The 24,062-nt window shown below is 65.8% G+C and carries 26 protein-coding genes; 9 read left to right on the forward strand and 17 right to left on the reverse strand.

The window, feature by feature from the left end; genetic code table 11:
* Positions 1-54 precede the first annotated feature (54 nt).
* From E8L99_RS20520 to E8L99_RS20560, 9 genes are all read right to left on the reverse strand, one after another.
* Positions 55-1,161 carry a glycosyltransferase gene (locus E8L99_RS20520; RefSeq protein WP_137101295.1) on the reverse strand — a complete coding sequence of 369 codons (1,107 nt, stop codon included), beginning with the start codon at positions 1,159-1,161 and terminating at the stop codon, positions 55-57.
* Positions 1,162-1,196: 35 nt separating this feature from the next.
* The gene (locus E8L99_RS20525; protein ID WP_137101296.1) at positions 1,197-1,859 is read right to left on the reverse strand and encodes a class I SAM-dependent methyltransferase; all 663 of its coding nucleotides are present in this window, start codon (positions 1,857-1,859) and stop codon (positions 1,197-1,199) included.
* Positions 1,856-3,106, reverse strand: coding sequence for a DUF3419 family protein (locus tag E8L99_RS20530; RefSeq protein WP_215907027.1), 1,251 nt, complete (start codon positions 3,104-3,106; stop codon positions 1,856-1,858). The genes E8L99_RS20525 and E8L99_RS20530 overlap by 4 nt, the downstream gene beginning before the upstream one ends.
* Before the next feature lie 340 nt (positions 3,107-3,446).
* A complete protein-coding gene (locus E8L99_RS20535) occupies positions 3,447-5,060 on the reverse strand; it encodes an NTP transferase domain-containing protein (protein WP_137101297.1) in 1,614 nt (537 codons plus the stop codon).
* Entirely contained in the window at positions 5,057-5,737 is a 681-nt protein-coding gene (locus E8L99_RS20540) for an XdhC family protein (protein ID WP_137101298.1), read from the reverse strand. Before E8L99_RS20540 ends, E8L99_RS20535 begins: the two co-directional genes overlap by 4 nt.
* Entirely contained in the window at positions 5,737-6,060 is a 324-nt protein-coding gene (locus tag E8L99_RS20545) for an XdhC family protein (protein WP_137101299.1), read from the reverse strand. Before E8L99_RS20545 ends, E8L99_RS20540 begins: the two co-directional genes overlap by 1 nt.
* 59 nt (positions 6,061-6,119) lie before the next feature.
* The gene (locus E8L99_RS20550) at positions 6,120-7,310 is read right to left on the reverse strand and encodes a vWA domain-containing protein (protein WP_137101300.1); all 1,191 of its coding nucleotides are present in this window, start codon (positions 7,308-7,310) and stop codon (positions 6,120-6,122) included.
* A gap of 1 nt (position 7,311) precedes the next feature.
* Positions 7,312-8,229 (reverse strand): AAA family ATPase, encoded by a 918-nt coding sequence (locus E8L99_RS20555; RefSeq protein WP_252511174.1) that lies wholly within the window; start codon positions 8,227-8,229, stop codon positions 7,312-7,314.
* Between the two features lie 247 nt (positions 8,230-8,476).
* A complete protein-coding gene (locus tag E8L99_RS20560) occupies positions 8,477-9,013 on the reverse strand; it encodes a DUF6622 family protein (RefSeq protein ID WP_137101301.1) in 537 nt (178 codons plus the stop codon).
* 126 nt (positions 9,014-9,139) lie between these two features.
* Here E8L99_RS20560 and E8L99_RS20565 point away from each other — a divergent pair, with 126 nt between their 5' ends.
* Positions 9,140-9,928, forward strand: coding sequence for a LytTR family DNA-binding domain-containing protein (locus E8L99_RS20565; protein WP_168201761.1), 789 nt, complete (start codon positions 9,140-9,142; stop codon positions 9,926-9,928).
* A gap of 5 nt (positions 9,929-9,933) precedes the next feature.
* On the opposite strand, the gene E8L99_RS20570 is transcribed toward E8L99_RS20565, so the two are convergent.
* Positions 9,934-10,782 (reverse strand): DUF3108 domain-containing protein, encoded by an 849-nt coding sequence (locus E8L99_RS20570; protein WP_137101303.1) that lies wholly within the window; start codon positions 10,780-10,782, stop codon positions 9,934-9,936.
* 156 nt (positions 10,783-10,938) lie between these two features.
* Positions 10,939-11,589, reverse strand: a complete 651-nt coding sequence (locus E8L99_RS20575; protein WP_168201762.1) for a LysE family translocator — start codon at positions 11,587-11,589, stop codon at positions 10,939-10,941.
* 224 nt (positions 11,590-11,813) lie between these two features.
* On the opposite strand from E8L99_RS20575, the gene E8L99_RS20580 reads away from it, so the two are divergent.
* Positions 11,814-12,176 (forward strand): hypothetical protein, encoded by a 363-nt coding sequence (locus E8L99_RS20580; RefSeq protein ID WP_137101305.1) that lies wholly within the window; start codon positions 11,814-11,816, stop codon positions 12,174-12,176.
* A gap of 69 nt (positions 12,177-12,245) precedes the next feature.
* On the opposite strand, the gene E8L99_RS20585 is transcribed toward E8L99_RS20580, so the two are convergent.
* The 3 genes from E8L99_RS20585 to E8L99_RS20595 form a co-directional block, all read right to left on the reverse strand.
* A complete protein-coding gene (locus tag E8L99_RS20585; protein WP_137101306.1) occupies positions 12,246-13,037 on the reverse strand; it encodes an FAD binding domain-containing protein in 792 nt (263 codons plus the stop codon).
* Positions 13,038-13,054: 17 nt separating this feature from the next.
* Entirely contained in the window at positions 13,055-15,418 is a 2,364-nt protein-coding gene (locus tag E8L99_RS20590) for a xanthine dehydrogenase family protein molybdopterin-binding subunit (protein ID WP_137101307.1), read from the reverse strand.
* Positions 15,419-15,504: 86 nt separating this feature from the next.
* Positions 15,505-15,999, reverse strand: a complete 495-nt coding sequence (locus E8L99_RS20595) for a (2Fe-2S)-binding protein (protein ID WP_137101308.1) — start codon at positions 15,997-15,999, stop codon at positions 15,505-15,507.
* A gap of 248 nt (positions 16,000-16,247) precedes the next feature.
* On the opposite strand from E8L99_RS20595, the gene pcaD reads away from it, so the two are divergent.
* Both pcaD and pcaC read left to right on the forward strand, forming a co-directional pair.
* A complete protein-coding gene (gene pcaD / locus E8L99_RS20600) occupies positions 16,248-17,027 on the forward strand; it encodes a 3-oxoadipate enol-lactonase (RefSeq protein WP_137101309.1) in 780 nt (259 codons plus the stop codon).
* 5 nt (positions 17,028-17,032) lie between these two features.
* The gene (pcaC, locus tag E8L99_RS20605; protein ID WP_137101310.1) at positions 17,033-17,419 is read left to right on the forward strand and encodes a 4-carboxymuconolactone decarboxylase; all 387 of its coding nucleotides are present in this window, start codon (positions 17,033-17,035) and stop codon (positions 17,417-17,419) included.
* Between the two features lie 94 nt (positions 17,420-17,513).
* Here the strand turns inward: pcaC and E8L99_RS20610 are convergent, their stop codons facing one another.
* The 3 genes from E8L99_RS20610 to E8L99_RS20620 form a co-directional block, all read right to left on the reverse strand.
* On the reverse strand, positions 17,514-18,005 hold the full coding sequence (locus E8L99_RS20610; protein WP_137101311.1) for a hypothetical protein: 492 nt from the start codon (positions 18,003-18,005) through the stop codon (positions 17,514-17,516).
* 120 nt (positions 18,006-18,125) lie between these two features.
* Positions 18,126-18,539 (reverse strand): VOC family protein, encoded by a 414-nt coding sequence (locus tag E8L99_RS20615; protein ID WP_252511175.1) that lies wholly within the window; start codon positions 18,537-18,539, stop codon positions 18,126-18,128.
* A 218-nt stretch (positions 18,540-18,757) separates the two neighbouring features.
* Positions 18,758-19,276, reverse strand: a complete 519-nt coding sequence (locus E8L99_RS20620) for a flavin reductase family protein (protein WP_137101312.1) — start codon at positions 19,274-19,276, stop codon at positions 18,758-18,760.
* 325 nt (positions 19,277-19,601) lie between these two features.
* Between E8L99_RS20620 and E8L99_RS20625 the strand changes: the two genes are divergently transcribed.
* The 5 genes from E8L99_RS20625 to E8L99_RS20645 all read left to right on the forward strand — a co-directional run bounded on the left by E8L99_RS20625 (position 19,602) and on the right by E8L99_RS20645 (position 24,035).
* Positions 19,602-20,519 (forward strand): ABC transporter permease subunit, encoded by a 918-nt coding sequence (locus E8L99_RS20625; protein ID WP_137101313.1) that lies wholly within the window; start codon positions 19,602-19,604, stop codon positions 20,517-20,519.
* A gap of 3 nt (positions 20,520-20,522) precedes the next feature.
* Positions 20,523-21,914, forward strand: a complete 1,392-nt coding sequence (livM, locus tag E8L99_RS20630) for a high-affinity branched-chain amino acid ABC transporter permease LivM (RefSeq protein WP_137101314.1) — start codon at positions 20,523-20,525, stop codon at positions 21,912-21,914.
* On the forward strand, positions 21,911-22,744 hold the full coding sequence (locus E8L99_RS20635) for an ABC transporter ATP-binding protein (protein WP_137101315.1): 834 nt from the start codon (positions 21,911-21,913) through the stop codon (positions 22,742-22,744). Before livM ends, E8L99_RS20635 begins: the two co-directional genes overlap by 4 nt.
* Entirely contained in the window at positions 22,741-23,463 is a 723-nt protein-coding gene (locus tag E8L99_RS20640; protein ID WP_137101316.1) for an ABC transporter ATP-binding protein, read from the forward strand. Before E8L99_RS20635 ends, E8L99_RS20640 begins: the two co-directional genes overlap by 4 nt.
* Positions 23,464-23,657: 194 nt before the next feature.
* Entirely contained in the window at positions 23,658-24,035 is a 378-nt protein-coding gene (locus E8L99_RS20645) for a DUF6867 family protein (protein WP_137102224.1), read from the forward strand.
* Positions 24,036-24,062: the final 27 nt, after the last annotated feature.

Raw genomic sequence — 24,062 nt, forward strand, 5'->3', positions numbered from 1 at the left:
ACACCTGCGGCGCTGCTGCCCCAGATGGGCCGCGGAAACGCGTCGGGCGATGGGTCAGCGGCGCCAGACAAGGGCGGACGAGGCGGCATAGTTGAACACCGCGCCCATCAGCGCGCCGGCAAGGCCCGACAGCCACCAGGCGGCGTGGCCGGCATAGAGCCAGCTGGCAACGCCGACATTGGCGAAGGCGCCGAGGCTGCAGACGGCATAGAACAGCAGCAGGCCAACGAGGAGCTTCGTGCCGCGCAGCCGTGCGTCGCGATAGGTGATCTCGTTGTTGATCAGGAAGTTGGTGGTCATCGCGACAAGCGTCGCCACCGTCTGCGACCACTCGAACCTCAGGCCGGTCCCGAGCATCACATAGAGCACGGCCAGGTGGACCAGCACGCCGCTGGCGCCAACCAGCGCGAAGAAGATGAAGCGCAGCGGCACGATGCCGCCGGACAGCTTGTGGATGAGGAAGCCCAGATAATCGAGCGCCACCTTGGCGTCGAGCTTGCTCTCCCCGTGCACCCGCTCGCGGAATACATAGGGCACCTCGGCAACGCTCGGTGTGGTTGGCACCGAGGCTGCGATATCGGCGAGGATCTTGAAGCCAGAGGTCGCGAGTTTCGGCGCGATACCCTCGATCAACTCGCGCCGGACCATGAAGAAGCCCGACATCGGATCGGAGAGCGGCGCCTTCAGGATCATCGCCGACAGCCTGCGTCCGAGGTCCGAGATCGCGCGCCGGATCGGCGTCAGGCCCTCGTCCTTGGAGCCGCCATCGATGTTGCGGCTGGCCACCACCAAGTCACGCCCCGCGCGGATATGATCGAGCATGGCCGGGAGGATGGTCTCATCGTGCTGGAGATCGGCATCCATCACCGCCACCACGGGCGCGGATGAGGCCAGCATGCCCTCGATACAGGCGCCCGCAAGCCCACGGCGTCCGACGCGGCGGATGCAGCGCACGCGCGGATCGCGGCGGGCAAGTTCCTTGGTGACGGCCGAGGTGCCATCGGGACTGTCGTCGTCGACGACGATCATCTCCCAGGCGATGCCCGCGAGTACGCGATTGAGCCGGGCGGCAAGCTCCGGCACATTGTCGCGTTCGTTGAAGCTTGGGACCACCACCGTCAGTTCGGCGGGGGCCAGGAGGATCGCAGCGGTTTCGCTCATGTGGCCGGGGTGATAGACCCCGCTCCGCAATGGGGTCAAGCGCCGGCGCGGGGACCGACGATGGTCGAGACCGCATAGCCGCGCCACAGATCCGCCGCCTTGACCGTCCTGCCCTCATCCTGCGCCGCAATCGCCAGCACGCCGCGGAGTTCGGACCGGGGTTCGACGGAGAAGCTGCGGAGCCAGGCGCGAAGCGCCCGACCGAACCAGCCTGGCAGCCCGTCCTGCTCGCCGAAATCGACGATGTGCAGCCGGCCGGCCGGCGCCGTTGCGGCGAGCGCGCGGTCGATGGTCTCGCGCCAGGGCGGGATCATCGATAGGGTGTAGGAACAGAACACCCGGTCGAAGGCGCTCTCGCCAAACAGCGCTTGCGGGTCGAAGGACGCGGCATCGGCCTTGGCCAAGTGGATACGCGAGGTGAGCCCTGCCCTTTCTACCGCCACCCGCGCCTCGCCCAGCATCACGTCGCTGATGTCGAAGCCGAAGAGCCGCGCATGGGGATAGGCCCGGGCCGCCCGGATCAGGTTCCGCCCGGTGCCACAACCGACCTCAAGGATCGAGCCACCTTCCGGTGGCCGCAAGTCGGAGATCAGCTGGTCGCGACCGAGCAGGTAGTACTTGCGGGTCAGGTCGTAGAACCCGACCTGCCAGCGATAGATCCGGTCCATGTGACCGGCAGCATCGACGGCCATCGTCATGCGCCGGTGAACTCGTAGAGATGGAACCCGCCATAGATCGACGACCGGTCGCGCGCGGTCATCTCGCGGCAACGATCCTCGTCATAGCTGAACTGGCCCAGCAGGTCGGGATCGAGGCGGCCGGGGAGCAGACTCTCGACCGCCGCGGTGCGGAAGATCACCCGCGCGCCGGGCTTAGCGGTACGGACGATCTCCCGCCACAGCCGGTTCAGAACCTCATCGGTCATCCAGTCCTGCGCATCGAGAAGGACATAGGCATCCCGCGAGCGATCCGGGCATTCGGCGAGATGGTCGATGAGATTGGCGTGCAGGACCTCGACGCGATCGGCCCTCACCCTGACGGCCGCGAAATGCTCGGCCAGCAGATAGGGCGGGACCGAAGCGCCGCCCGGCGCGTAGGTCCGGCCAAAGGCCTGCCAGGCGAAGTAGTTGTCATGGATCGGGAAATCGCAGGCGAGCCGCTCCAGCCGCTGGACCAGCACGTCTTCCATGCCAGCACCGGGGCGGGCCGCCGACAGGAGCGCGCGGTATTGGGCGGGCGGGATGCCGAGGCCATAGAGCGAGGCGGGGTTGCTGACCAGCCACCTGACCAGCCGCGATCCGAAGACCGGGCGCATCTCGCGCTCGAAGATCGCGCGCTGCTCGGCAAGCGAGGTCGCATCGACCAGCCGGCGCGGATTGCGGCCATGCAGGCGGGCTACCGCATGGCCCGTGCCGATCATCCAGCCGAGCAGGCCCTTCTTGTAGATGTTCCGGCCGAACTGGCCGATGCGGCGGCGCCCAGCGAGGTCGCGACGGTCCCAATAGGCCCGCGTCGCATCGTCCAGATGGGCCCGCAGGTGGCGCTCATAGGCGCGGATGTTGCCGTGGTCGTCAGCCTTGCCGAAGAACTGGAAGAAGGCGGTGTGGTCCGGCAGATGGCGCACGGCGGCGATCTTGAGGCGGTTCAGCGCGACGTGGTTCTCGTTGAGGTCGACTGCGGTGATCCGAGCGGGATTGGCTGTCAGATAGCTCAGGATGTTGCATCCGCCGGACGCGATGGCGACGACATGATCGCCCGGCCCAAGCCTGAGCGCTTCCATGTCGATCACCGGGTCTTCCCAGATCTGCGGATAGACCAGGCCCGAGAACATGCGCGTGAACAGCCGTTCCTGGAGCCCCGAGCGGCTGAGGGCGCGGTGTCGGGTGACGGCACGTGCCAGGTTCTGATGCGTTGCCCGACGCGTCTCGCTCGCCGCCATCGTCATGTTTCGCTCCCGATTCGAAAGTGCATCCGATCCGGGTAGGCTGGCCGTGTGACGGGAGAGCAAAGGTCTCGTGAAACACCCGTGACAAAGACAATCGATCTCGAGGGACAGAGTTCGAGAGAACCGATATCTAAACTTGATTCTATTTTTGCATCAGAGGGTTAAGCTGAACCCTTAGGGTAAATATCGCCTATCGGTTGCCCTACCCCGGCGCGAGGGCTAACAGGAAAACAACCACTCTGTGTCCACGGAGCGTGTTTTCTGGCCCCGGCTTCTGCCGGGGCCTTTTTCTTGAGCCCAGCCGGCATTGACCATAGCGGCTGCGCGTCAAGATTTGCCGTCACTCCGCGTCGAAGAGCCCACCGGCAGCCGCCAGCGCTTCCGGCGTGTCGACATCGAGATGGACCCCGTCACCATCGACATGCACCTCGGCAATCGCTTCCGGCGCTGCCGCGAGAATGGCGCGCCCACCCTGGTCGCCACTGACGCGCCCAAGCTCGGCAAAGAACCGCCGCCCCCACAGTACCGGATTGCCGCGCCGCCCGTCGGCGATCGGCACGACCACATGATGGCCATGCGCCGGATCGAAGGCCCGGACCAGCCCGGCCACCAGCGCGGATGACACACGCGGCATGTCGCCGAGCAGCACGACGGCGGCATCCACGCTGTCGCCCAGCGCCGCAATGCCGGTGCGCAACGAGGTCGAAAGCCCCTCGGCAAAGTCCGGATTGTGGACGAACCGCACTGGCAGGCCAGCCAGTGCCGCCTCGATCCGCTCCGCCTGATGGCCGGTCACCACCACGATCTCGTCGAGGCCACCATCGCGGGCCGCCTCCACCGCGCGGCGGACCAGCACAACGCCGTCCATCGTGGCCAGCAGCTTGTTCGGACCGCCCATGCGGGTGGACCGGCCAGCCGCCAGAACGAGGCCGGCAATGCGCGGCTTCGGCGGTGCCTCCGCCAGGCCTTCGCGCGGCTGCGGTCGCGACACGATCTCCATCAGGAGCCCCCCGACCCCCATGCCGGTCACATCCTCGCGCGTCACATCGAGACCGGCCAGCAGACGCATCAGCACCCAGTCGAAGCCGTTCTCCTTCGGCGAGCGGGCGCAGCCCGGGGCCCCGATCACCGGGATATCACCGAGTTTGCCGATCATCAGGAGATTGCCGGGATCGACCGGCATGCCGAGATGCTCGACCCGCCCGCCTGCCGCCTCCAGCGCCGCCGGTATGACGTCGCGCCGGTCGGCGATGGCGGAAGCACCGAACACCAGGATCAGGTCCGCGCCCTCGGCCACAGCCCTGACAATGGCCGACGCGAGTTCCGCCGAATCGTGAGCGACGCGATGGTCGGCGACGATAGCGGCATCCGCTGGAGCCAGCCGTGCGGCCGTCACCTTCAGCGTCTTCTCGACCACCTTCGCCGGCAGGCCCGGCAGCAGTGTCGAGATTACCGCCACCCGCCGCAGTCGAAACGGCTGGACCCGCACGAGGTCACCATCCTCTGTCGCGCGGATCACCGTTTCGGCAGCGACGGCATAGGGAATGATCTTGACGGTTGCGATCATCTCGCCGGGTTCGACCACCGCGAAGGCTGGCAAGGTCGCGAGTGTAATCGCTTCGTCAATCCGGTTCAGCCGGTCGATACTGGCGCGCTCGACCACCAGCACACCGGCGACCTCCGCGAAGAGATTGGACCTGCCGGTGAAGGCCTCGTCGACGCGCACCCCAGGGCCCGCCACCGCAAGGGCGATCCCCCCGGCCGCCGCATCCTCGGGGATGTCGTCGGGTTCAGCCAGCGCGACCGTCACGGTCTCGACGCCCGCAGTCCTCATCGCGTCAATCTCGGCCTGCGAGATCAGCGTGCCCTTCTTGAGCACAAGCCCGTCCGTGCGCACCGCATGGGCGACGACGCCGCCCAGCGCCTCGCCGACCGGGACGGGCCCGAACCTCACGCGATCCCCTGGCGCCAGGCCTGGATCACCTCGGCCATGATCGACACGGCGATCTCGGTCGGCGTGATCGCCCCAATGGCAAGCCCGATCGGCGCCTTGATCCGGGCGATCGCCTCGGCCGATGCCCCCTGCCCGCCGAGCCGCTCGACGCGCTTGGCATGGGTCTTCCGGGAGCCGAGCGCGCCGATGTAGAAGCAGCCCTTCTCGAAGGCATGGAGCAGCGCCGGGTCGTCGATCTTCGGATCGTGGGTCAGGGCGATGAAGGCCGTGTAGCGATCGACCTTCAGCGGCGGCAGGGCGACATCCGGCCACTCGGCATGGATAGACACGTCGGGAAAGCGGTCGGCTGTGGCAAAGGCGGTGCGCGGATCGATCACGACGGGCTCATAGCCGAGCGAGCGCGCCAGCGGGATCAGCGCCTGGGTGATGTGGACCGCGCCGATCACCACCATCTGCGCCGGCGGCACCTGCACTGTCAGGAAGGTGCGCGTGTCGGGCACCAAGCCGCTCCGCCCGGTGCGGATCGCCGCACGAATGGCCTCGGCCAGCGGATCGTCGGCCAGGCGATCGGCTGTCACCACGCGGCCGGGCATCTGGCCGTCGAGATCGGTGACCAGAACCGCGGCCTGACGCGCCGCGCGCGCCGCATTCAGCGCCGAAAGGAGCGCGATATCCATCAGGCGACCTTCTCGACATAGACGGCAATGCGGCCGCCGCAGGACAGGCCAACACGCCAGGCGGTTTCGTCGGCAACACCGAATTCGAGCAGCTTGGCCTTGCCGGAGCCGATCACGTCGAGCGCTTCGGTGACGACCTCGCCTTCGACGCAGCCGCCCGACACCGAGCCGAGGAACGTGCCATCCTCGTCGATCACCAGATGCGATCCGACCGGTCGCGGCGCCGAGCCCCAGGTCTCGACGACGGTTGCCACAGCAACCCCCTTGCCGGCGCGGGCCCAGGCCTCGGCCTTGCCCAGAATGTCGTCTTCGGATGCGAGCATCGGACCCTCCCTCGGGATGTCAGCCAAGATAGGCGCGGCGAGGCCATTCCGCGAGGGGATCAGGCGGCCTTCAGCCACAATCTCGGATCATGGGAGCGATCCGTCCGGCGCGCATCGAGGGCCGTGACCAGATCGGCGATCGCCGCGATGGTGTGGACGGTGCGGAACTCGTCGACATGGGGCAGCAGCGCCCGGATCCCCTGGGCCTTCGCCTCGAACCCGTCGAAGCGCAGCAGCGGGTTCAGCCAGATCAGCCGCCGGCACGAGCGGTGCAGGCGATCGGCCTCGCGGGCGAGATCGCTGGAGCCATCGCGCTCCAGCCCGTCAGTGACCAGCAGCACCACCGCGCCGCCGGTCAGCACCCGGCGCGACCAGAGCTTGTTGAAGGCCTGGATCGAGGGCGCGATGCGCGTGCCGCCCGACCAGTCCTGCACGCCAGCGGTGCAGGCCGCCAGCGCCTCATCCGGGTCCTTGGCCTTCAGCATGCGGGTGATGTTGGTCAGCCGCGTGCCGAAGGTAAAGGCATGAACCTGCTGGCGTTTCTCCATCAGGGCGTGGATGAAGTGCAGCATGATGCGGGTATACTGGCTCATCGAGCCGGAGATGTCGCAGAGCACCACCAGGGGCGGATGCTTCTCCTTCGGCGCCCGCCGGGCGAGATCGATGATCGCCCCGCCGCCACCGATCGAGCGGCGCAAGGTGCGCCTGAGATCGATTAGCCGCCCCTTCGGATCGGGCGCCAGCCGGCGCGTTGGCACCGCGTCATCCGGCAGGACAAGAGCCGCAACCTGCTGTTTTGCCTCGGCAATCTCGGCCGCCGTCATCTGCGCGAAGTCCTTGCGCTGCAGGACCTCGACATCCGAGACAGTGAAGCTCGCATCAACCTCCAGCTCCGGCCGTTCCACCTGCTGGGGCTCGGCATCGTTGAAGAAGGCGTCCTGCAGCCTGAGCGAGACCGGGTCCGGCTGTCCCGGCGGAGCCGGAGCGACAGGCATCAGGATCGAGAGCAGCTTCTCCATCAGATGCCGCTTCTTCCAGAAGATTTCGAACCCGTCGTGGAACAGGAGCGAGTGCTCCTTCCGCCTCACGAAGACCGAATGGAGCGTCCAGTAGAAGTCCTCGCGCGACCCGATGCCAGCAGCTTCAACGGCCTGGATCGCATCCAGCACCGTTCCGGGCCCGACCGGCATGCCCGCCCGCCGGAGCGCCCGGCCGAAATGCGCAATATTTTCTGCCAGCGCATGGGCCATGTCAGCGTTGCGCCCTCACCTCGTCGAGGATCGCCTTGGCTTCCACGCCCTGCAACTTGGCGATGTCGTCCTGATACTTCAAGAGCACGCCCAGCGTGTCGGTGACGGCCTGCGGATCGAGGCCGACGGCATCGAGTTCGGTCAGTGCGGTGGCCCAGTCGATCGTCTCGGCAACGCCCGGTACCTTGAACAGGTCGCTCTTCCTCAGCCGCTGGACGAAGGCGACGATCTCGCGGGTCAGCCGCTCCGGCGCGCCCGGCGCCTTGGCGCGCAGGATCGCCAGTTCGCGGGCCGCATCGGGATAATCGACCCAGTGATAGAGGCAGCGGCGCTTCAGCGCGTCGTGGATCTCGCGGGTCCGGTTCGACGTCACGATGACGATCGGCGGCTGCGCCGCCTTGATGGTGCCGAGTTCCGGCACGGTCACCTGGAAATCCGACAGAACCTCCAGCAGGAAGGCCTCAAAGGCCTCGTCGGTGCGGTCGAGCTCGTCGATCAGCAGGACCGGCGGGCCGCGCACATCGGGCTCCAGCGCCTGCAGCAACGGCCGCTTGATGAGATAGCGCTCGGAGAAGATGCCGGCCGACAGCCGCTCCTTGTCGACCGATCCCTCGGCCTCCGCCATCCGGATCTCGATCATCTGGCCGGCGTAGTTCCACTCGTACACAGCCGCCGCGACATCGAGCCCCTCATAGCACTGAAGGCGGATGAGGTTGCGGCCCAGCGTCTTCGCCAGAACCTTGGCGATCTCGGTCTTGCCGACGCCCGCCTCGCCTTCGAGCAGCAGCGGGCGGCCCATCTTTAGGGCCAGGAACAGCACGGTCGCCAGCGACCGGTCGGCCACGTAGTCGCCGCTGTTGAGCAGGGCAAGGGTTGCGTCGATGGAGGCGGGAAGCGGGATGGGACGGGCAGCGGTCACGAAGGCACTCCGGCGGGATCGCCCCAGCATAGCGCAGGACACGCATCGCGCGAGAGGGGGTGAAGAGAGGGAGGCCTGCGGAGCGATGGGGAGTAGGATGGTCTTGGGACCGGGACAGCCGATGGCGCGCCAAGCTCCCTCCCCGCTTGCCAGGAGGGTTGGGGTGGGGTGACGGGCCTAGACGCCTGCGCGCGAAATCGCCGGGACAGAGCCCTGCCCCGGCGATCCGCTTGCCGATGTGAGACGCTCAGATCGCGGCGAGCCTGCCTTGCCACCGGTCCTTCAGGCCCAGCCAGGCAATGGTCAGACCCCGCCCGAGGAACATGCCACCGAGCAGCCCCGTCACCGCACTGCGAGCGACAAGGAACAGCGGATCCGCGGTGAGGCCAGGCGAGATGGCGATTGCAACGGCCGAGGCGTAGCGGCTGGCGAAAATGCCGATGATCAACATCAGGGACACCCATTCGCCCGGAACGTGAATGGTCATCGGGCGTTCGCCGGGCTTGGCGCCGGAGTGAAGGCCGTTCCAGCGGCCAATCCCTGCCCCCAGCGCCAGGGCGATGGCCCAGGCGGCAACGGCTTCGGGCCGAATGTTTCCGGCGAACATGAAGGACAGGCTGGTTGCCGTCATGGCAAGCGGCAGGATCAGGGCGCGCCACACGCCAATTGTCCGGTCCCTTGTGTTCATGTATCCGAGAAACAGGACGAGGCCGAGAAGGCCCCAAACCCAGAGTGGCGTTCCACGGATGATGCCGGAAATGAAGGCGGTCGTCGTTGCGGTCATGGGGGTCAGGCTCCAGTCAAGCCAGCCCGAAGCGGCCGGCGGATGGATCGTCAGATGGCCTGGTCCCTGCCGCCGGAAAACAGTCTTTTCGCGAACCGACATGGATCATTCGTGAACGACAGCACCATGACGTTCGCGCTTCGTCGATGGCGGGCGATCGTTCTGAGCCGCCGGAGCCTGGCTTTCGCCGCCATCCTCGCCGTGACGGTGACGGTTGTCGCACCGTTTGGCACCGGCGAGCGCATGGGCCCGGCCCTGCGACTTCTCTATTGGTGCGCGATCGTGGCAAGCCATGCGGCAATCGCAATCTTCATTGTCGTGGCGGTGTCCTACGCCTTGCGGCCAAGGGTCGACCTCAGATGGGCGCGCCTGCTGGCCGCAGGATGTGCGGCCGCCCTGCCGCTCGCGCTGGTTCAGACGGCACTGGCCCGTCTGTTGGGCGGCATGCCGCTGACTGTATCGACAATCGCGGCAACCTCCTTTTCAACCCTGGTGATCACTCTCGCCGTCACGACAATTGTCGGCCTCCTGCAGGACGACAGCAGTTCGGCCGGCACGCCGGCCACCGACATGCCAGCGCGCCCGGCCATGCGCGCCGTTGCGTTTCTGGAACGCCTGCCGCCCTCCATCGGCCGGGATCTGGTCAGCTTGTCGATGCAGGATCACTATATCGACGTGCGAACAGCCAGGGGCAGCACGCTCGTGCTCTTGCGGTTTTCAGATGCGGTCAGGGAACTGGACGGGGCTGACGGCCTGCAGATCCACCGCTCGCATTGGGTCGCAAGGAGTGCGGTCGCGCGACTGCACCGCGACGAGGGGCGCCTGCTTGTCGAACTCTTGGACGGACGGCGTCTGCCGGTCAGCCGGTCCTTTGCGGCAGCCGTGCGCGGCGCTGGATTTCCCGAAGCGCCCTGAAGAGCTCAGTTGGACGCGCGCCGGGTCGTCGCCTGGCCGGGATCGAGCGCCAGGCGCGTCGCCTGCGCCGTGCCCGTGCCATAGCCGGTGGTCAGCGTGATCTTGGCCGGCAGCAGAGCCCGCGACCCCGTCACCGGCACAAGAATGACCTCGGCCGAGCGCCGCCGCGCGGCCTGGATGTCGCTCCTGTCGGCGCGGTATCCGGCGACCGGCTCGAAGCGCACGCGGCAGACGGCGGCATCGCCCTTGTAGCCGGCAATATCGACCGGCCGCGTCTCGACGAAGGAATAGATCAGGTCGAAGCGCACCACGCCGTTATAGATCCGGCTCACCCGCTGGTCGCAGGCCCCTGCCCCGACCACAGGTCCCGAGCCCGAGGCGATGAAGATGCCCGCCGACAGGGGATCCAGCACGCCGCGCAGATGCGCTTCCGTCACCGGGGTTGCCCGCGTATGCGGCGGCTTGTCGGGATTGCGCACGACGGACCGCACATTGCCGCCGGCCATCCCGATATCGGTGGTTTCCACCTTGCCGCCGGAATTCACCTGAATCTGGAACGATGTCGGCACCGCCTGCGCGCCGGCGACGCGGCCCTGGGCGACCGCGGTGCCAGTGCCGCCGGCAAACATCGCGGCAATGCCGGTGACGCGGGCGTTCAGCGTGGTGCGGTAGTTCGCCCCGTCGGTGGTGGTCGAGACCATCTGTCCCGAACCGATCGAGAGCCCCAGAAAGCTCACGGAATAGTCCGCCGAGACCTCGCCGTTGCGCAATGTCACCTGCTGGGCGCTGGCGGCTGCGCCCCCCAGAGCCAGAAGGGCGGCGGCGATCGGTACAGGAAGCAGGCGAACTGTCATGGACAAGGCCTCGCGTCGGGGGAGCGCAACGGAAATGCCGAAGCAGCTTCGGCGTGAATCCCCATCATGCGGGCTTGCTTGGCAAGATTGCGGCAAGCCATGGCCATGCCCGCACTCAAATGTCGAAGCGTCGATCACGGTTGCGGCAACGCCACCTCAGCGGATCAGGGCGCGGACCAGCAGGCGGCCGCCGAAGAACACGAAGAGCGCGCCGACCGATCCCTCCAGAACTCGGCGGAACCGCTGGTAGAACTGCCGGACCGCGGCGCGCTGGAACAGCCAGGCGATCAGTCCGAGATAGAGCGCGTTGCAGCCGATCATGATCACGAGGGCGACGAGGCCGGTGGCGACCGAGGCACTGAGGATGCCCGAGACGGCGAAGATACTGGTGATGAAGATGATCGCCTGCGCGTTCGACACGGCCGTCACGAAGCCGACGCCGATCATGCGGAGCGCACCTGCCGGCGCCTCCGCGAGGTTCGATCCCGCTGCAGGCGAACTGGAGACGGCCAGGCCGCGGACAATTAGCCGCAGGCCGAAATAGACGAGATAGAGCGCGCCGAAAATCGTCACCGCCAGCCTCAGCCAGGGGAAGGCCTCGAGCAGCGCCGCCCAGCCGAGCAGGGCAAAGGCGGCGAGCAGCAGGATGCCCGAGAGATTGCCGAGGATCGCCAGCGCCACGTCGCCGGCGGGCCTTGTCACGGCCAAATGGGTCACCATCAGCGAATTCGCGCCCGGTGTTGGCACGATTGCCAGCCACATCAGGGTGAAAGTCCAGAGCACGCTGGCATCGAGCGCAAGGGTCATTGTCGTGAATCCAGCGGGAGATGAGTGCATTTTACGTTGGGTCACCCCCGATGACCAACGCATCTGATCGCATCTCTGACCCTCGCCCTGGAGCCCGAGGGATTGATTGACGCGTCGCAACAAATTTCACAAAATTCGCGCGATTTTTTGTTAAAAGGTCCGTGCTAGCGCTCTGTCTTGGCGTTCCTCCACCCTTGGTCTGATTCATGGAAGGCGGCGCAGGCATGCGCAACAGCACGATTTTGACCACTTTCCTGGTTGCGGTCTGCCTCGGGCTTGCCGTGCTGGTCCTGTTTTTCCCCAGTCAGGTCGATCAGGTCGTCAGCAGTGCACGGGCCTACATGAACCCGAAACACGCTGACATCGTGAGGCTGGAATATACCGCCGCCGACCCGTCACGCGCTCGCGGCTGGCAGTCGATGCGCAGCTACGGCACGGCCGAGGAATGCCTTCCCGCGCTGACCCGCGACTATTCGCGCGATCTGACGATCCAGGGGCCGATCGGCATGCTGCGCTGCGTCGCCTACCGCAAGACCGGCGAATTGGTTCAGGTGCTGAAGATTCATCAACCCAGTCCGGCCAGATAATCCGCGCCACGCGCGAAAAAGCCCGGAAGATCGCTCCTCCGGGCCTTCATCATTGTGATTTCCGCAGGATCAGGCGGCGGCAACAGCGCGCTTGGCCATGACACCGACCAGATGGGCGCGATATTCGGGCGACGCATGGATATCGCCGTTGAGATCGGCGGCATCGGTCGCAACCCCATCCAGCGCCTTGGCGTTGAAGCGCTTGGACAGCGCCTCTTCCATGGCCGCGTGGCGGAACACGCCACCCGAACCGGCACCCGTCACGGCGACACGCACCGCGCGGCCTTTCTTGGCGACGAAGACACCGACCAGCGCATAGCGCGAGGCGGGATTGGGGAACTTCACATAGGCCGCCTTGCCCGGAACCGGGAAAGCGATCTTGGTGATGATCTCGTCTTCGTCGAGCGCGGTCGAGAACATGCCGGCGAAGAACTCGTCGGCCGCAATCTTGCGCTTGTTGGTGTGGACGGTCGCGCCCAGCGCCAGGACGGCAGCCGGATAGTCGGCGGCCGGGTCATTGTTGGCGAGCGAGCCGCCGATCGTGCCGCGATGGCGGACATGCGGGTCGCCGATATTGCCGGCGAGCGAGGCGAGCGCCGGAAGGGCTGCCTGCACGACGGGCGAGTTCGCCACATCCGCATGGGTCGTCATGGCGCCGACCACGATGGTGCGGCCCTTTTGCTCGATGCCCGACAGGCCTGCGCCGGCGAGATCGATCAGCGTCTTCGGGCTCGCGAGCCGCTGCTTCATGGTCGGGATCAGCGTGTGGCCACCGGCCAGGAGCTTCGGATCCTCGGCCTTCTTCAGGAGCGAGACGGCGCCGCGGACAGTTGCGGCCTTGTGGTACTTGAAAGGATACATGAGTTCCTCCTCAAACCTTACTCGGCCGCCTTGGCCGTCTTCGCGAGTTTCTGGATGACCTGCCAGATGGCCTGGGGGGTCGCGGGCATCGGAATGTCCTCGGTGCCGAGGGCGTCCGTCAGGGCATTGATGACGGCGGGCGGAGCGGCGATCGCGCCGGCCTCACCGCAGCCCTTGATGCCGAGCGGGTTGGACGGGCAGGCCGTCACCGTCATCCCGACGTCGAAGGACGGCAGGTTGTCGGCACGCGGCATGCAATAGTCCATGTAGGAGGCGGTCACGAGCTGGCCGTCAGGGTTGTAGATGGCGCCTTCCATCAGCGCCTGGCCGACACCCTGGGCGATGCCGCCATGGACCTGCCCCTCGACGATCATCGGGTTGATGACATTGCCGAAATCGTCGACTGCCGTCCATTTCACGATGGTCGACACGCCCGTATCGGTGTCCACCTCGATCTCGCAGATATGGCAGCCGGCGGGGAAGGTGAAGTTGGTCGGATCGTAGAACGATCCCTCCTTCAGCCCGGGCTCCAGCTCCTGCGGATTGAACTTGTGGGCGATATAGGCATTGAGCGCGACAGTGCCGAAATCGACCGTCTTGTCGGTGCCCTTGACCGTGAAATGGCCGTCCTTGAACTCGATATCGGCTTCCGCCGCCTCAAGCACATGGGCTGCTACCTTCTTGGCCTTGGCCTCGACCTTGTCGAGCGCCTTGGAGATCGCCGACATGCCGACCGCGCCCGAGCGCGAACCGTAAGTGCCCATGCCGAACTGCACCTTGTCGGTGTCGCCATGGACGATCGAGACATTGTCGATCGGGATGCCGAGACGGGCCGAGACCAGCTGGGCGAAGGTCGTCTCATGGCCCTGGCCGTGGCTGTGCGATCCGGTGAGCACTTCGACCGTACCCACTGGATTGACTCGGACTTCCGCCGATTCCCACAAGCCGACGCCGGCGCCGAGCGAACCCACCGCCTGCGAGGGTGCGATGCCGCAGGCCTCGATATAGGTGGAATAGCCGAGACCCCTGAGCTTGCCGCGGCGGGCGGCTTCCCGGCGGCGCTTGCCGAAGCCCTTCACGTCGGCCATGTCCATGGCCTTCAGGAGCGACGCCTTATAGTCGCCGGCGTCATAGGCCATGATCACCGGCGTCTGATGCGGGAACTTCGAGACGAAGTTGCGCTTGCGGAACGCCGCCGGATCCATGCCGAGCTCGCGGGCGCATTTCTCCACCAGCCGCTCGACCACGAAGGTCGCTTCCGGCCGCCCTGCCCCACGATAGGCATCGACCGGCGCGGTGTTGGTATAGACCGCATCCACCTCGGCATAGATGGCCGGGATGGCGTACTGGCCCGACAAGAGCGTCGCGTAGAGATAGGTCGGCACCGAGGACGCGAAGGTCGAGAGATAGGCGCCCATATTGGCGATGGTCTTGACCCTCAGACCCGTGATCTTGCCATCCGCATCGGTGGCAAGTTCCGCGTGGGTGACGTGGTCGCGGCCATGAGCGATCGCCAGGAATTCCTCCGTGCGATCAGCCGTCCACTTGACCGGACGGTTCACCTTGCGGGCGGCCCAGAGACATACCGTCTCCTCGGCATAGACGAAGATCTTCGAACCGAAGCCGCCGCCGACATCGGGAGCGATGACGCGCAGCTTGTGCTCGGGCGCGATCCCCAGAAACGCCGACATGATCAGCCGCGCCACATGCGGGTTCTGGCTGGTCGTGTGCAGCGTCAGCTGGTCGTTGCCGGAATCATATTCACCGATCGCCGCCCGGGGCTCCATCGCGTTGGGCACGAGGCGGTTGTTGATGATGTCCATGCGGGTGACGTGCTTGGCCGCCTTGAAGGCTGCCTCCGTCGCCGCCTTGTCGCCGATATGCCAGTCATAGACCGTGTTGCCGGGGATCTCGTCATGGACGAGCGGCGCGCCCTTGGCCTGGGCCTTGGCAGTGTCGGCATTGGCAGCAAGCACGCCGTAGTCGACGACGATGGCTTCCGCCGCGTCCTTGGCCTGCGAGAGCGTCTCGGCGATTACCACCGCGACGTGGTCGCCGACATAGCGCACCTTGCCGCGCGCCAGAACCGGGTGCACGCCGGACTTCATCGGCGTGCCGTCCTTGGAATGGATCATCCAGCCGCAGATCAGGCCGCCGACGCCGGACGTGTCCTCGCCCGAGAAGATACCGACCACGCCGGGCATGCCCGAGGCCTTGGAAATGTCGATCTTCTTGATGGTGGCGTGGGCGTGGGGAGAGCGGAGGAAATAGGCGTGGGTCTGGCCGGGACGGTTGATGTCGTCGGTGTACTGGCCTTTGCCGGTGATGAAACGATGGTCTTCCTTGCGACGCACGGCGGCGCCGATTGCAGTCACGGTCATGGCGAATCTCCCTCAAGGAGCGCTCGAGACAATGTGGAATGCGGTTCAGACAGACGTGAACGGGCCTTGGCAGGCCGCGCCGGCCGTTACTCGGCAGCCTGACGGGCCGGCGCCTTGCCGGTCATCGCCTGGGCTCCGGCTTCGACAGCCTTCACGATGTTGTGGTAGCCGGTGCAGCGGCAGATATTGCCCTCCAGCTCCTCACGAATCGTGTGCTCGTCGACCGCGCCCTTGCGGTTCACGATGTCGATCGCCGACATGATCATGCCCGGCGTGCAGAACCCGCATTGCAGTCCGTGATGCTCGCGGAAGGCCTCCTGCATGGGATGGAGCTTGCCGTCCTGGGCGAGCCCCTCGATGGTGACGACACTGGCGCCATCGCACTGCACCGCAAGCGTGGTGCAGGACTTGACTGCCTTGCCGTCGACATGGACCACGCATGCGCCGCACTGCGAGGTATCGCAGCCGACATGGGTCCCGGTGAGGTGGAGATTTTCGCGCAAGAGCTGTACCAGCAGCGTGCGCGCATCGACGTCGGCCGTGACCGAGCGTCCGTTGACCGTCAGGGTCACCGTCGGCATGGGCGTTCCTCCCTCAAAAGCGATCGCAAACTGGCACTTTCGGCCGATTATTGATGCGACCGCTCGGCTTTCATCACCGGAAACCCTATGTTTTCGGCTCAAATGTAGTTTGGACCTGTTCCGAACTGCGCGTCAAGCGGCCATGAGGCCCATCCGTATGCGGCCGCCAGCATGGCTGGGTCTCTTCCACAAGCGGCCTCCTCCGTCCTAAGGTCAGCGTCAAAAGACCACCGGGAGCCGCCACGTCCATGCCCTTCTTCACAACGTCCGACGGCCTGAAACTGCGCTACGAGGACACGGGCGGCAGCAAACCCGCGCTCATTCTGTCCAATTCGCTCGGCACGCGGCTGGAAATGTGGGACCGCCAGATGCCGGCTCTCTCGGCGATCCGCCGGGTCATCCGCTACGACAAGCGCGGCCATGGCCAGAGCGAGGTGCAGGTCGGGCCGACGAGCTTTGCCCGCCTCACCCTCGACGCGATCGAGCTTCTCGACCATCTCGGCATCGCCAAGGCCGACTGGTGCGGCCTATCGATGGGCGGCATGAGCGGCATGTGGGCGGCGACCCACCATCGCGACCGCTTCGACAAGGTCGTTCTCTGCAATACCGCCGCCTCGATGCAGCCGCCGGACCTGTGGAATCAGCGCATCGCCATCGTCAAAAAGGACGGGCTGTCCTCGCTCATCCCCTCCATCGTCGATCGCTGGTTCACCAAGCGCTTCCAGACCGCCGAAAAGGCCGCCGTCGCCGAGATCGTCGAGATGCTGAACACCACGCCGCCCGAGGGCTATGCCTCGGCCTCGGCCGCCATCCGCGACATGGACCAGCGCGAGCCGATCCGCTCCATCACCAATCCGGTCCTGGTCATTTCCGGCACCCATGACGGCTCGACCCCGCCGGCCCGCGGCCGCGAGATCGGCGATGCGATTCCCGGCGCGCGCTATGTCGAGCTCGATGCCGCCCACCTCTCCAATATCGAAGATGAGACGGCGTTTACCGCCGCGCTCACGAGCTTTCTGAAGGGATGAACGCCATGGACGAGAAGGAACGTTTCGAGAAGGGTCTGGCGGTGCGCCGCGCCGTGCTGGGCGATGCCCATGTCGACCGGTCGCTGGCGTCGCGCGACAGCTTCACCACCGAATTCCAGGACCTCATCACCCGCTACGCCTGGGGCGAGATCTGGACCAGGCCCGGCCTCGATCGCAAGACGCGCAGCTTCCTGGTGCTGGCCATGACCGCCTCGATGAGCCGCTGGGAGGAGTTCCGCCTCCATTGCCGGGCTTCCTTCGCCAATGGCGTCACCACCGACGACATCAAGGAGGTCTGCCTTCAGATCGCCATCTATGCCGGCGTTCCCGCTGCCAACACGGCGGTGAAGGAAGCGAAGGAAGTCTTCGCGGAACTGGGCATCAAGACCTGAGGGGGCAGACGAGCACCGGCCGCTTCCGCTTGCGCTGAGCCGGCCCTTTCTGAGGGCTTGCCGAAGCCGCAATCTTGCGGTCTTCGCGCTTTCCCTATTCGAACCGGCGTTCCCCTTCGGCGCGTTCGCCCAGGACAGCCAGCAGACTGGCCGCAAGCGCCATCGCCAGAGGCCAGATCGCGCCAATCACCTGCTTGGCGTGTCCGCTGGCGACGCCCGCCGCTGCCATCACGCCGAGACCGGCCAGCGCCATGGCGAGGCCCATGGCCAGCATCGCCGTGCCGGGAATGCTGTCATCGCTGTCGAGACTGCGCATCTCGTATAAGGCTGCGGCAAGAAAGGCCGCGATGGTCAGTTCCAGGCAGCCGACGAACGGCAGGAGCAGGTAGAGCTTCAGGATCGGCCAACCCATGCCCGAGAAGATCTGCGCCATATGCGGCTCGATATTCGTGCCGATCGCGCGGAACAGCCAAAGTTTGGTGGGAACGAAGAGCCGCAGCAGCCCGTCGACAAGGAAGCACAGACCCCAGCCAATGGCGAGACAATGGGCAAGATTACTTGGCCGGCTTACGAACCACTTGTGCATGTCATGCATCCCGCATCCCAAAGACTGGGAATTATGGGACAGAACTGAACACAAGCGGTGTCAGGGACACAATCGAAAGGCTTTGTTTACCTTAAGACGCGGCGGCGGACTTTCCGCGCGTCAGATGTCGGCGAAGATCTCCAGAAGATTGCCGTCGGGATCGCGGAAGAACAGTGTCCGGTGGCCGAACGGCTGGTCTGTCGGCGGCTCCAGCAGCGCAACGCCATGGCTGACCAGTTCGGCCGCGCAGCGGTCGACATCCGGGGCCTCGACCTTGAACGCGAGTTGTAGGGAGGCACTCCCCCGAGGCGTCGGCGGGTCGCCTGCCACCCGCGACGGCTGCGCCAGCGTCAGGATGTTGCCGCCCACACGATATTCGATCCAGCCGGGCGAGAGTTCGCGCTCCAGCGGAAAACCGAGGATCCGCTCGTAGAAGTGGCGCATCGCGCCCATGTCACGGACGAAGACGACGGTGTAGTCGATCGCCTTGATGCCACGGAAGGCCGATGGATGGGACGCGGCTGGTTCGCTCACGATGGGCCTCCTGCTGAAGAGGGAAAAGGTCCTTCGAGGCTCGGCTATGCCTCGCACCTCAGGATGAGGTGGGGCGAGTGCTGACCGGTCCTCGTGAGAAGCAGGAGAGTTCGGTCCTCTCGCTAGCGCGAATCCAACCACACCTCATCCTGAGGTGCGAGCCGCAGGCGAGCCTCGAAGGACGCTCTTCTACAACCTGCCCAGAAACGGGAGCTCGTTCAGTCGCGGGGAATATCCCGGTAGGCCCGGCCGAAATAGGCGAGCGCCGCGCCCTCCCCGCCGACCCGAACCGCCTCGACCTTGCCGATCACGACGAGATGGGTGGCGATCGGGCGCGCCTCGACGACACGGCAGTCGAAGCTTGCCAGCGCCGTCTCGAGGATCGGCGCGCCGGTTGTCAGCGTGGTCCAGCGGCCCTCGCGGAACCGCTCGGAGCCCTTTTGTCCGCGCCGGCCGGCAAAGGTCTCGGCGAGATCGCTGGCGCCAGCGGCAAGCGCATTGATGGCAAACACGCCATTGGCCTCGATCAGCGGGCCATTGGTCGATTGACGGTTGATGCAGAACAGCAGCGTGGGCGGGTCGTCGGAGACCGAGGCAACCGCGATCGCCGTGAAGCCGCTCGAGCCAGCCGGCCCCGCGGTGGTGATGACATGGACGTGGCCGGCGACCTGCGCCATGCCGTTGCGATAGGCCTCGGGCGTTGCGCCAAGTCCAACCGCTGCGAATGCTTGATCCATTCCGCCGTCCATGGAGATCCCCGATATCTCGCCTGATATAGGCGCCCGCCCGCATCCCCGCAAAGACCGGCAGGGCTGCATGCGAGGAAAACCCTGACATGGCGCGGGTTAAGGCTTCGCGAGCCGGCATGATTAACAAGCCTGTGCTGCGGCATCGCGACGGTTGAAAAAACTCCAATCGGCCATTGTCGCTTGCGTCAACGCTTGCTACCCATTTCATCACGCCCGTTCGGAAGGCACTTCAACCGCGCATCAGTCGTGGAGCCTCGAGACCAGGGTGCGGCGCTCCTTCGGCGCCGAGGGGATATGAAGGGGTGGTGTCGGCATGGAAGTCTTCTTCCAGCAGCTGATCAATGGGCTCACGCTCGGCTCGATCTATGGGCTCATTGCCATCGGCTACACGATGGTCTTCGGCATTATCGGCATGGTGAACTTCGCCCATGGCGACGTGTTCATGGTGTCTTCGTTCATAGCGCTGATCGCGCTGATGGTGGTGACCACCTGGCTCGGCGTCGGATCGGTCCTGCTGGCGCTGCTGATCGTGCTCATCGTCTCGATGGTGTTCACCTCCCTGATCAACTGGACCATCGAACGCATTGCCTACCGGCCGTTGCGTGGATCGTTCCGGCTCGCGCCGCTCATCTCCGCAATCGGCATGTCGATCCTGCTGATGAACTTCGTCCAGGTCGCCCAGGGTCCGCGCAACAAGGCCGTCGACCCGATCCTGAACACCGTCCTGATCCTCTACAATGACGGCACCTATGCGGTGACCCTGTCCTACAAGCAGATCCTGATCGCCGTGGTCACCGCCGTGCTGCTGACTGTCTTCTGGTGGGTGGTCGCCAAGACCCCGCTCGGGCGGGCACAACGCGCCTGCGAACAGGACCGCAAGATGGCGGCCCTCCTCGGCGTCGATGTCGATCGCACGATCTCGATCACCTTCATCATGGGCGCGGCGCTCGCCGCCGTCGCCGGCACGCTCTACCTCGTCTATTATGGCGTGGTGAACTTCGCCGACGGCTTCACGCCGGGCGTCAAGGCCTTCACGGCCGCCGTGCTTGGCGGCATCGGCTCGCTGCCGGGCGCGGTCCTTGGCGGCCTGCTGATCGGCCTGATCGAAACCTTCTGGTCGGCCTATTTCTCGGTCGAGTACAAGGATGTCGCCGCCTTCTCCATCCTCGCGATCGTGCTGATCTTCATGCCCCAGGGCATTCTCGGCCGCCCCGACGTCGAGAAGGTCTGAGCCGTGACAGACATTCCCGCCGCTGCCAGTCCGTCCCGCGTATCGGCCGCGCTGAAGGACGCTTTCTTCTCCGGCCTGATCGCCACCGGCGTGTTCGGCCCGCTGATCGGCTTCAAGACCGTTCAGGACATGCAGAACCGGCTGGTTCTGGAAAACCGCTGGGGCCTGCTGGCGATCATTGTCGCCCTGGTGGCCGCCGGGCGATTCCTGATCTCGCTCTATTCCACCCGCGCGCGCAGCGACCAGCCCAAGGCGGCCTCCACCTTCGTGCTGCCGAAGACCGTCCGGGACGGCCTGCCGGCCGCCGGCCTCGTGGTCCTCTTCATGTATCCGCTGATGATCTATTCGGTCACCGGTGGCTCCGGTGCGCTGAAATGGATCGACAATTTCGGCATCCAGATCCTGATCTACATCATGCTGGCCTGGGGCCTGAACATCGTGGTCGGTCTCGCAGGCCTGCTCGACCTCGGCTATGTCGCCTTCTACGCGGTCGGCGCCTATGCCTATGCGCTGCTCGCCACCCAGGTGATCCCCGCGACCTTTCCCGTGCTCGGCCCCTGGGCCTTCTGGGTCTGCCTGCCGGTAGCGGGCATCCTCGCCGCCATGTGGGGCGTGCTGCTGGGCTTTCCGGTGCTCAGGTTGCGCGGCGACTATCTCGCGATCGTGACGCTCGCCTTCGGCGAGATCATCCGGCTCGTGCTGATCAACTGGAAGGAATTCTCCAACGGCTACGAGGGTATCTCGACCATCCCCCGGCCGACCTTCTTCGGCACGCCGTTCAACGCCTCCGATACCGGATTTGCCGCAGTCTGGGGGCTGGAATTCTCGCCGGTCTACCGGACGATGTTCCTCTATTACGTCATCGTCTGCCTGTCGCTGCTCACCGCCTGGGTGTCCATGAGGCTGCGACACCTGCCGGTCGGGCGCGCCTGGGAGGCGCTGCGCGAAGACGAGATCGCCTGCCGTTCGCTTGGCATCAACACGGTCAACACCAAGCTCACGGCCTTCGCCATCGGCGCCATGTTCGGCGGCTTCGCCGGCTCGTTCTTTGCCGCGCGTCAGGGCTTCATCTCGCCCGAGAGCTTCACCTTCATGGAATCGGCGACGATCCTTGCCATCGTGGTGCTGGGCGGCATGGGCTCGCTGCTGGGCACGGCCATCGCCGCCGTCGCCATGATCGGCGGCACCGAGCTCCTGCGCGAGCTCGACTGGATGAAGGCGATCTTCGGCAACGACTTCGATCCCGTGCAGTACCGCATGCTGATCTTCGGCTTCGCCATGGTGGCGATCATGATCTGGAAGCCGCGCGGCTTCGTTTCCACCCGCATGCCCACCGCCTTCCTGAAGACGCGGCGGCTCGTCTCCTCCGCCCACGTCAAGGAGGGCCATGGATGAGCGATCCGATCCTCACCGTCGAACATCTGACCATGCGCTTCGGCGGCCTCGTCGCCGTCAACGACCTGTCGTTCGAAGCCCGGCGCGGGGAGATCACCGCGGTCATCGGCCCGAACGGCGCCGGCAAGACCACCGTGTTCAACTGCATCACCGGCTTCTACAAACCGAGCCAGGGTCGCATCACCATGCGCCGCAAGTCCGGCGCGGAGCATCTGCTGGAGCGCCTGCCCGACTTCCGCATCGCAGCCGAAGCCCATGTGGGGCGGACCTTCCAGAACATCCGGCTGTTCTCCGGCATGACGGTTCTGGAGAACCTCTTGGTCGCCCAGCACAATGTGCTGATGAAGGCCTCCGGCTGGTCGATCGGCGGCATTCTGGGCCTGCCCGGCTATGGAGCGGCCGAGCGCCACGCGACCGAGAAGGCCGCCTACTGGCTCGACAAATGCGGCCTCACCGACCGTGCCGACGATCCCGCCGGCGATCTCTCCTATGGACCCCAGCGCGCGCTGGAGATCGCGCGCGCCATGTGCACCGAACCGGAACTGCTCTGCCTGGACGAGCCCGCCGCCGGCCTCAACCCGCGCGAATCCGCAGTCCTCAACACCCTGCTGCGCTTCATCCGCGAGGAGCATGGCACCTCGCTGCTGCTGATCGAACACGACATGAGCGTGGTGATGGAGATTTCCGACCATGTGGTCGTGCTCGACTACGGCACCAAGATCTCCGACGGGACGCCGGCTGAAGTCCGCGAGGACCCCAAGGTGATCGCCGCCTATCTCGGCGTCGACGATGACGAGGTCGAGAAGGTGGAAGCGGAGGTCGGCCTGTGACCGAACTTCTGACCGTCCGCGGCGTCGAAACCTTCTACGGCTCGATCCAGGCCTTGAAGGGCATCGATATCGACGTCCAGTCCGGCGAGATCGTCACCCTGATCGGCGCCAATGGCGCCGGCAAGTCGACCCTCATGATGACCATTTGCGGCAGCCCGCAGGCCCGGCGCGGCCAGATCATCTATGACGGGCAGGACATCACGCGGATGCCGACCCACGAGATCATGCGGCGCGGCATTGCCCAGTCGCCCGAGGGCCGGCGCATCTTCGCCCGCATGTCGGTCTTCGAGAACCTGCAGATGGGCGCGGCCCTGACCGATCAGAAACATTTCGCCGACGACCTTGAGAAGGTCTTCGCGCTGTTTCCCCGGCTGAAGGAGCGGCGCGACCAGCGCGGCGGCACACTGTCGGGCGGCGAGCAGCAGATGCTGGCAATCGCCCGCGCGCTGATGTCGCGGCCGAAGCTCCTGCTGCTGGACGAGCCTTCGCTCGGCCTCGCACCGCTGATTGTCGCTGGCATCTTCAACGCCATTCGCGAGCTCAACCGGGTCGAGGGGCTCACCGTCTTCCTGGTCGAGCAGAACGCCTATCACGCGCTGAAGCTCGCCCATCGCGGCTATGTGCTGGTCAATGGCACCGTCACCATGCAGGGCACGGGCAAGGAATTGCTGGCGCGCGAGGAAGTGAAGGCAGCCTATCTCGAGGGAGGCCGGCACTGATGGGCGCAACCGCAACCACCATCGCCTGGGTCATTTTCGGATCGATCTTCGCGATCGCCGGCCTGGGTGCGCTCTTCAGCCGGAGCAAGCCGTACGCCGAGTGGCACCCGCTCATTCGCGCCGCCGTGGTCATCTCCGTGCTGCGGCTCGTCGCCTCAGTCGTCTACTATTTCGTCGAGACCGCCCTGACGCCACTGCGCGGCATCCTGTTCGAGGAGCCCTCCCCCTGGTTCTTCGTGCTGGTGACCCTGGTCATCGGCGGCTGGCTGGCCTTCATGACCGGCAAGGCCTGCGCGGAGACCTGGCGCGATGTCCCGCAGACCGTGGTCTATGTCCTGGTCCTTGGCCTGGCTGTCCGCTTCGTCCATTTCGCCCTGTTTCACGGCACCCTGTTCTCGGCCCGCTTCTACATCGCCGACACGGTGCTGCTGATGATCATCGCGCTGGCCGCCTGGCGCGCCACGCGCACCCGCATGATGACCACACAATATTGGTGGCTCTACCAACGCACTGGCCCGTTCAGCTTCGCCGAGCGGCCGGCCCCGTTGTCCTCCCCTCCGGGACAATCCTGATAGCGAGCAGGAAATGATTGGACGGGC

It is taken from the genome of Phreatobacter aquaticus, from assembly GCF_005160265.1.
Lineage (GTDB): Bacteria > Pseudomonadota > Alphaproteobacteria > Rhizobiales > Phreatobacteraceae > Phreatobacter > Phreatobacter aquaticus.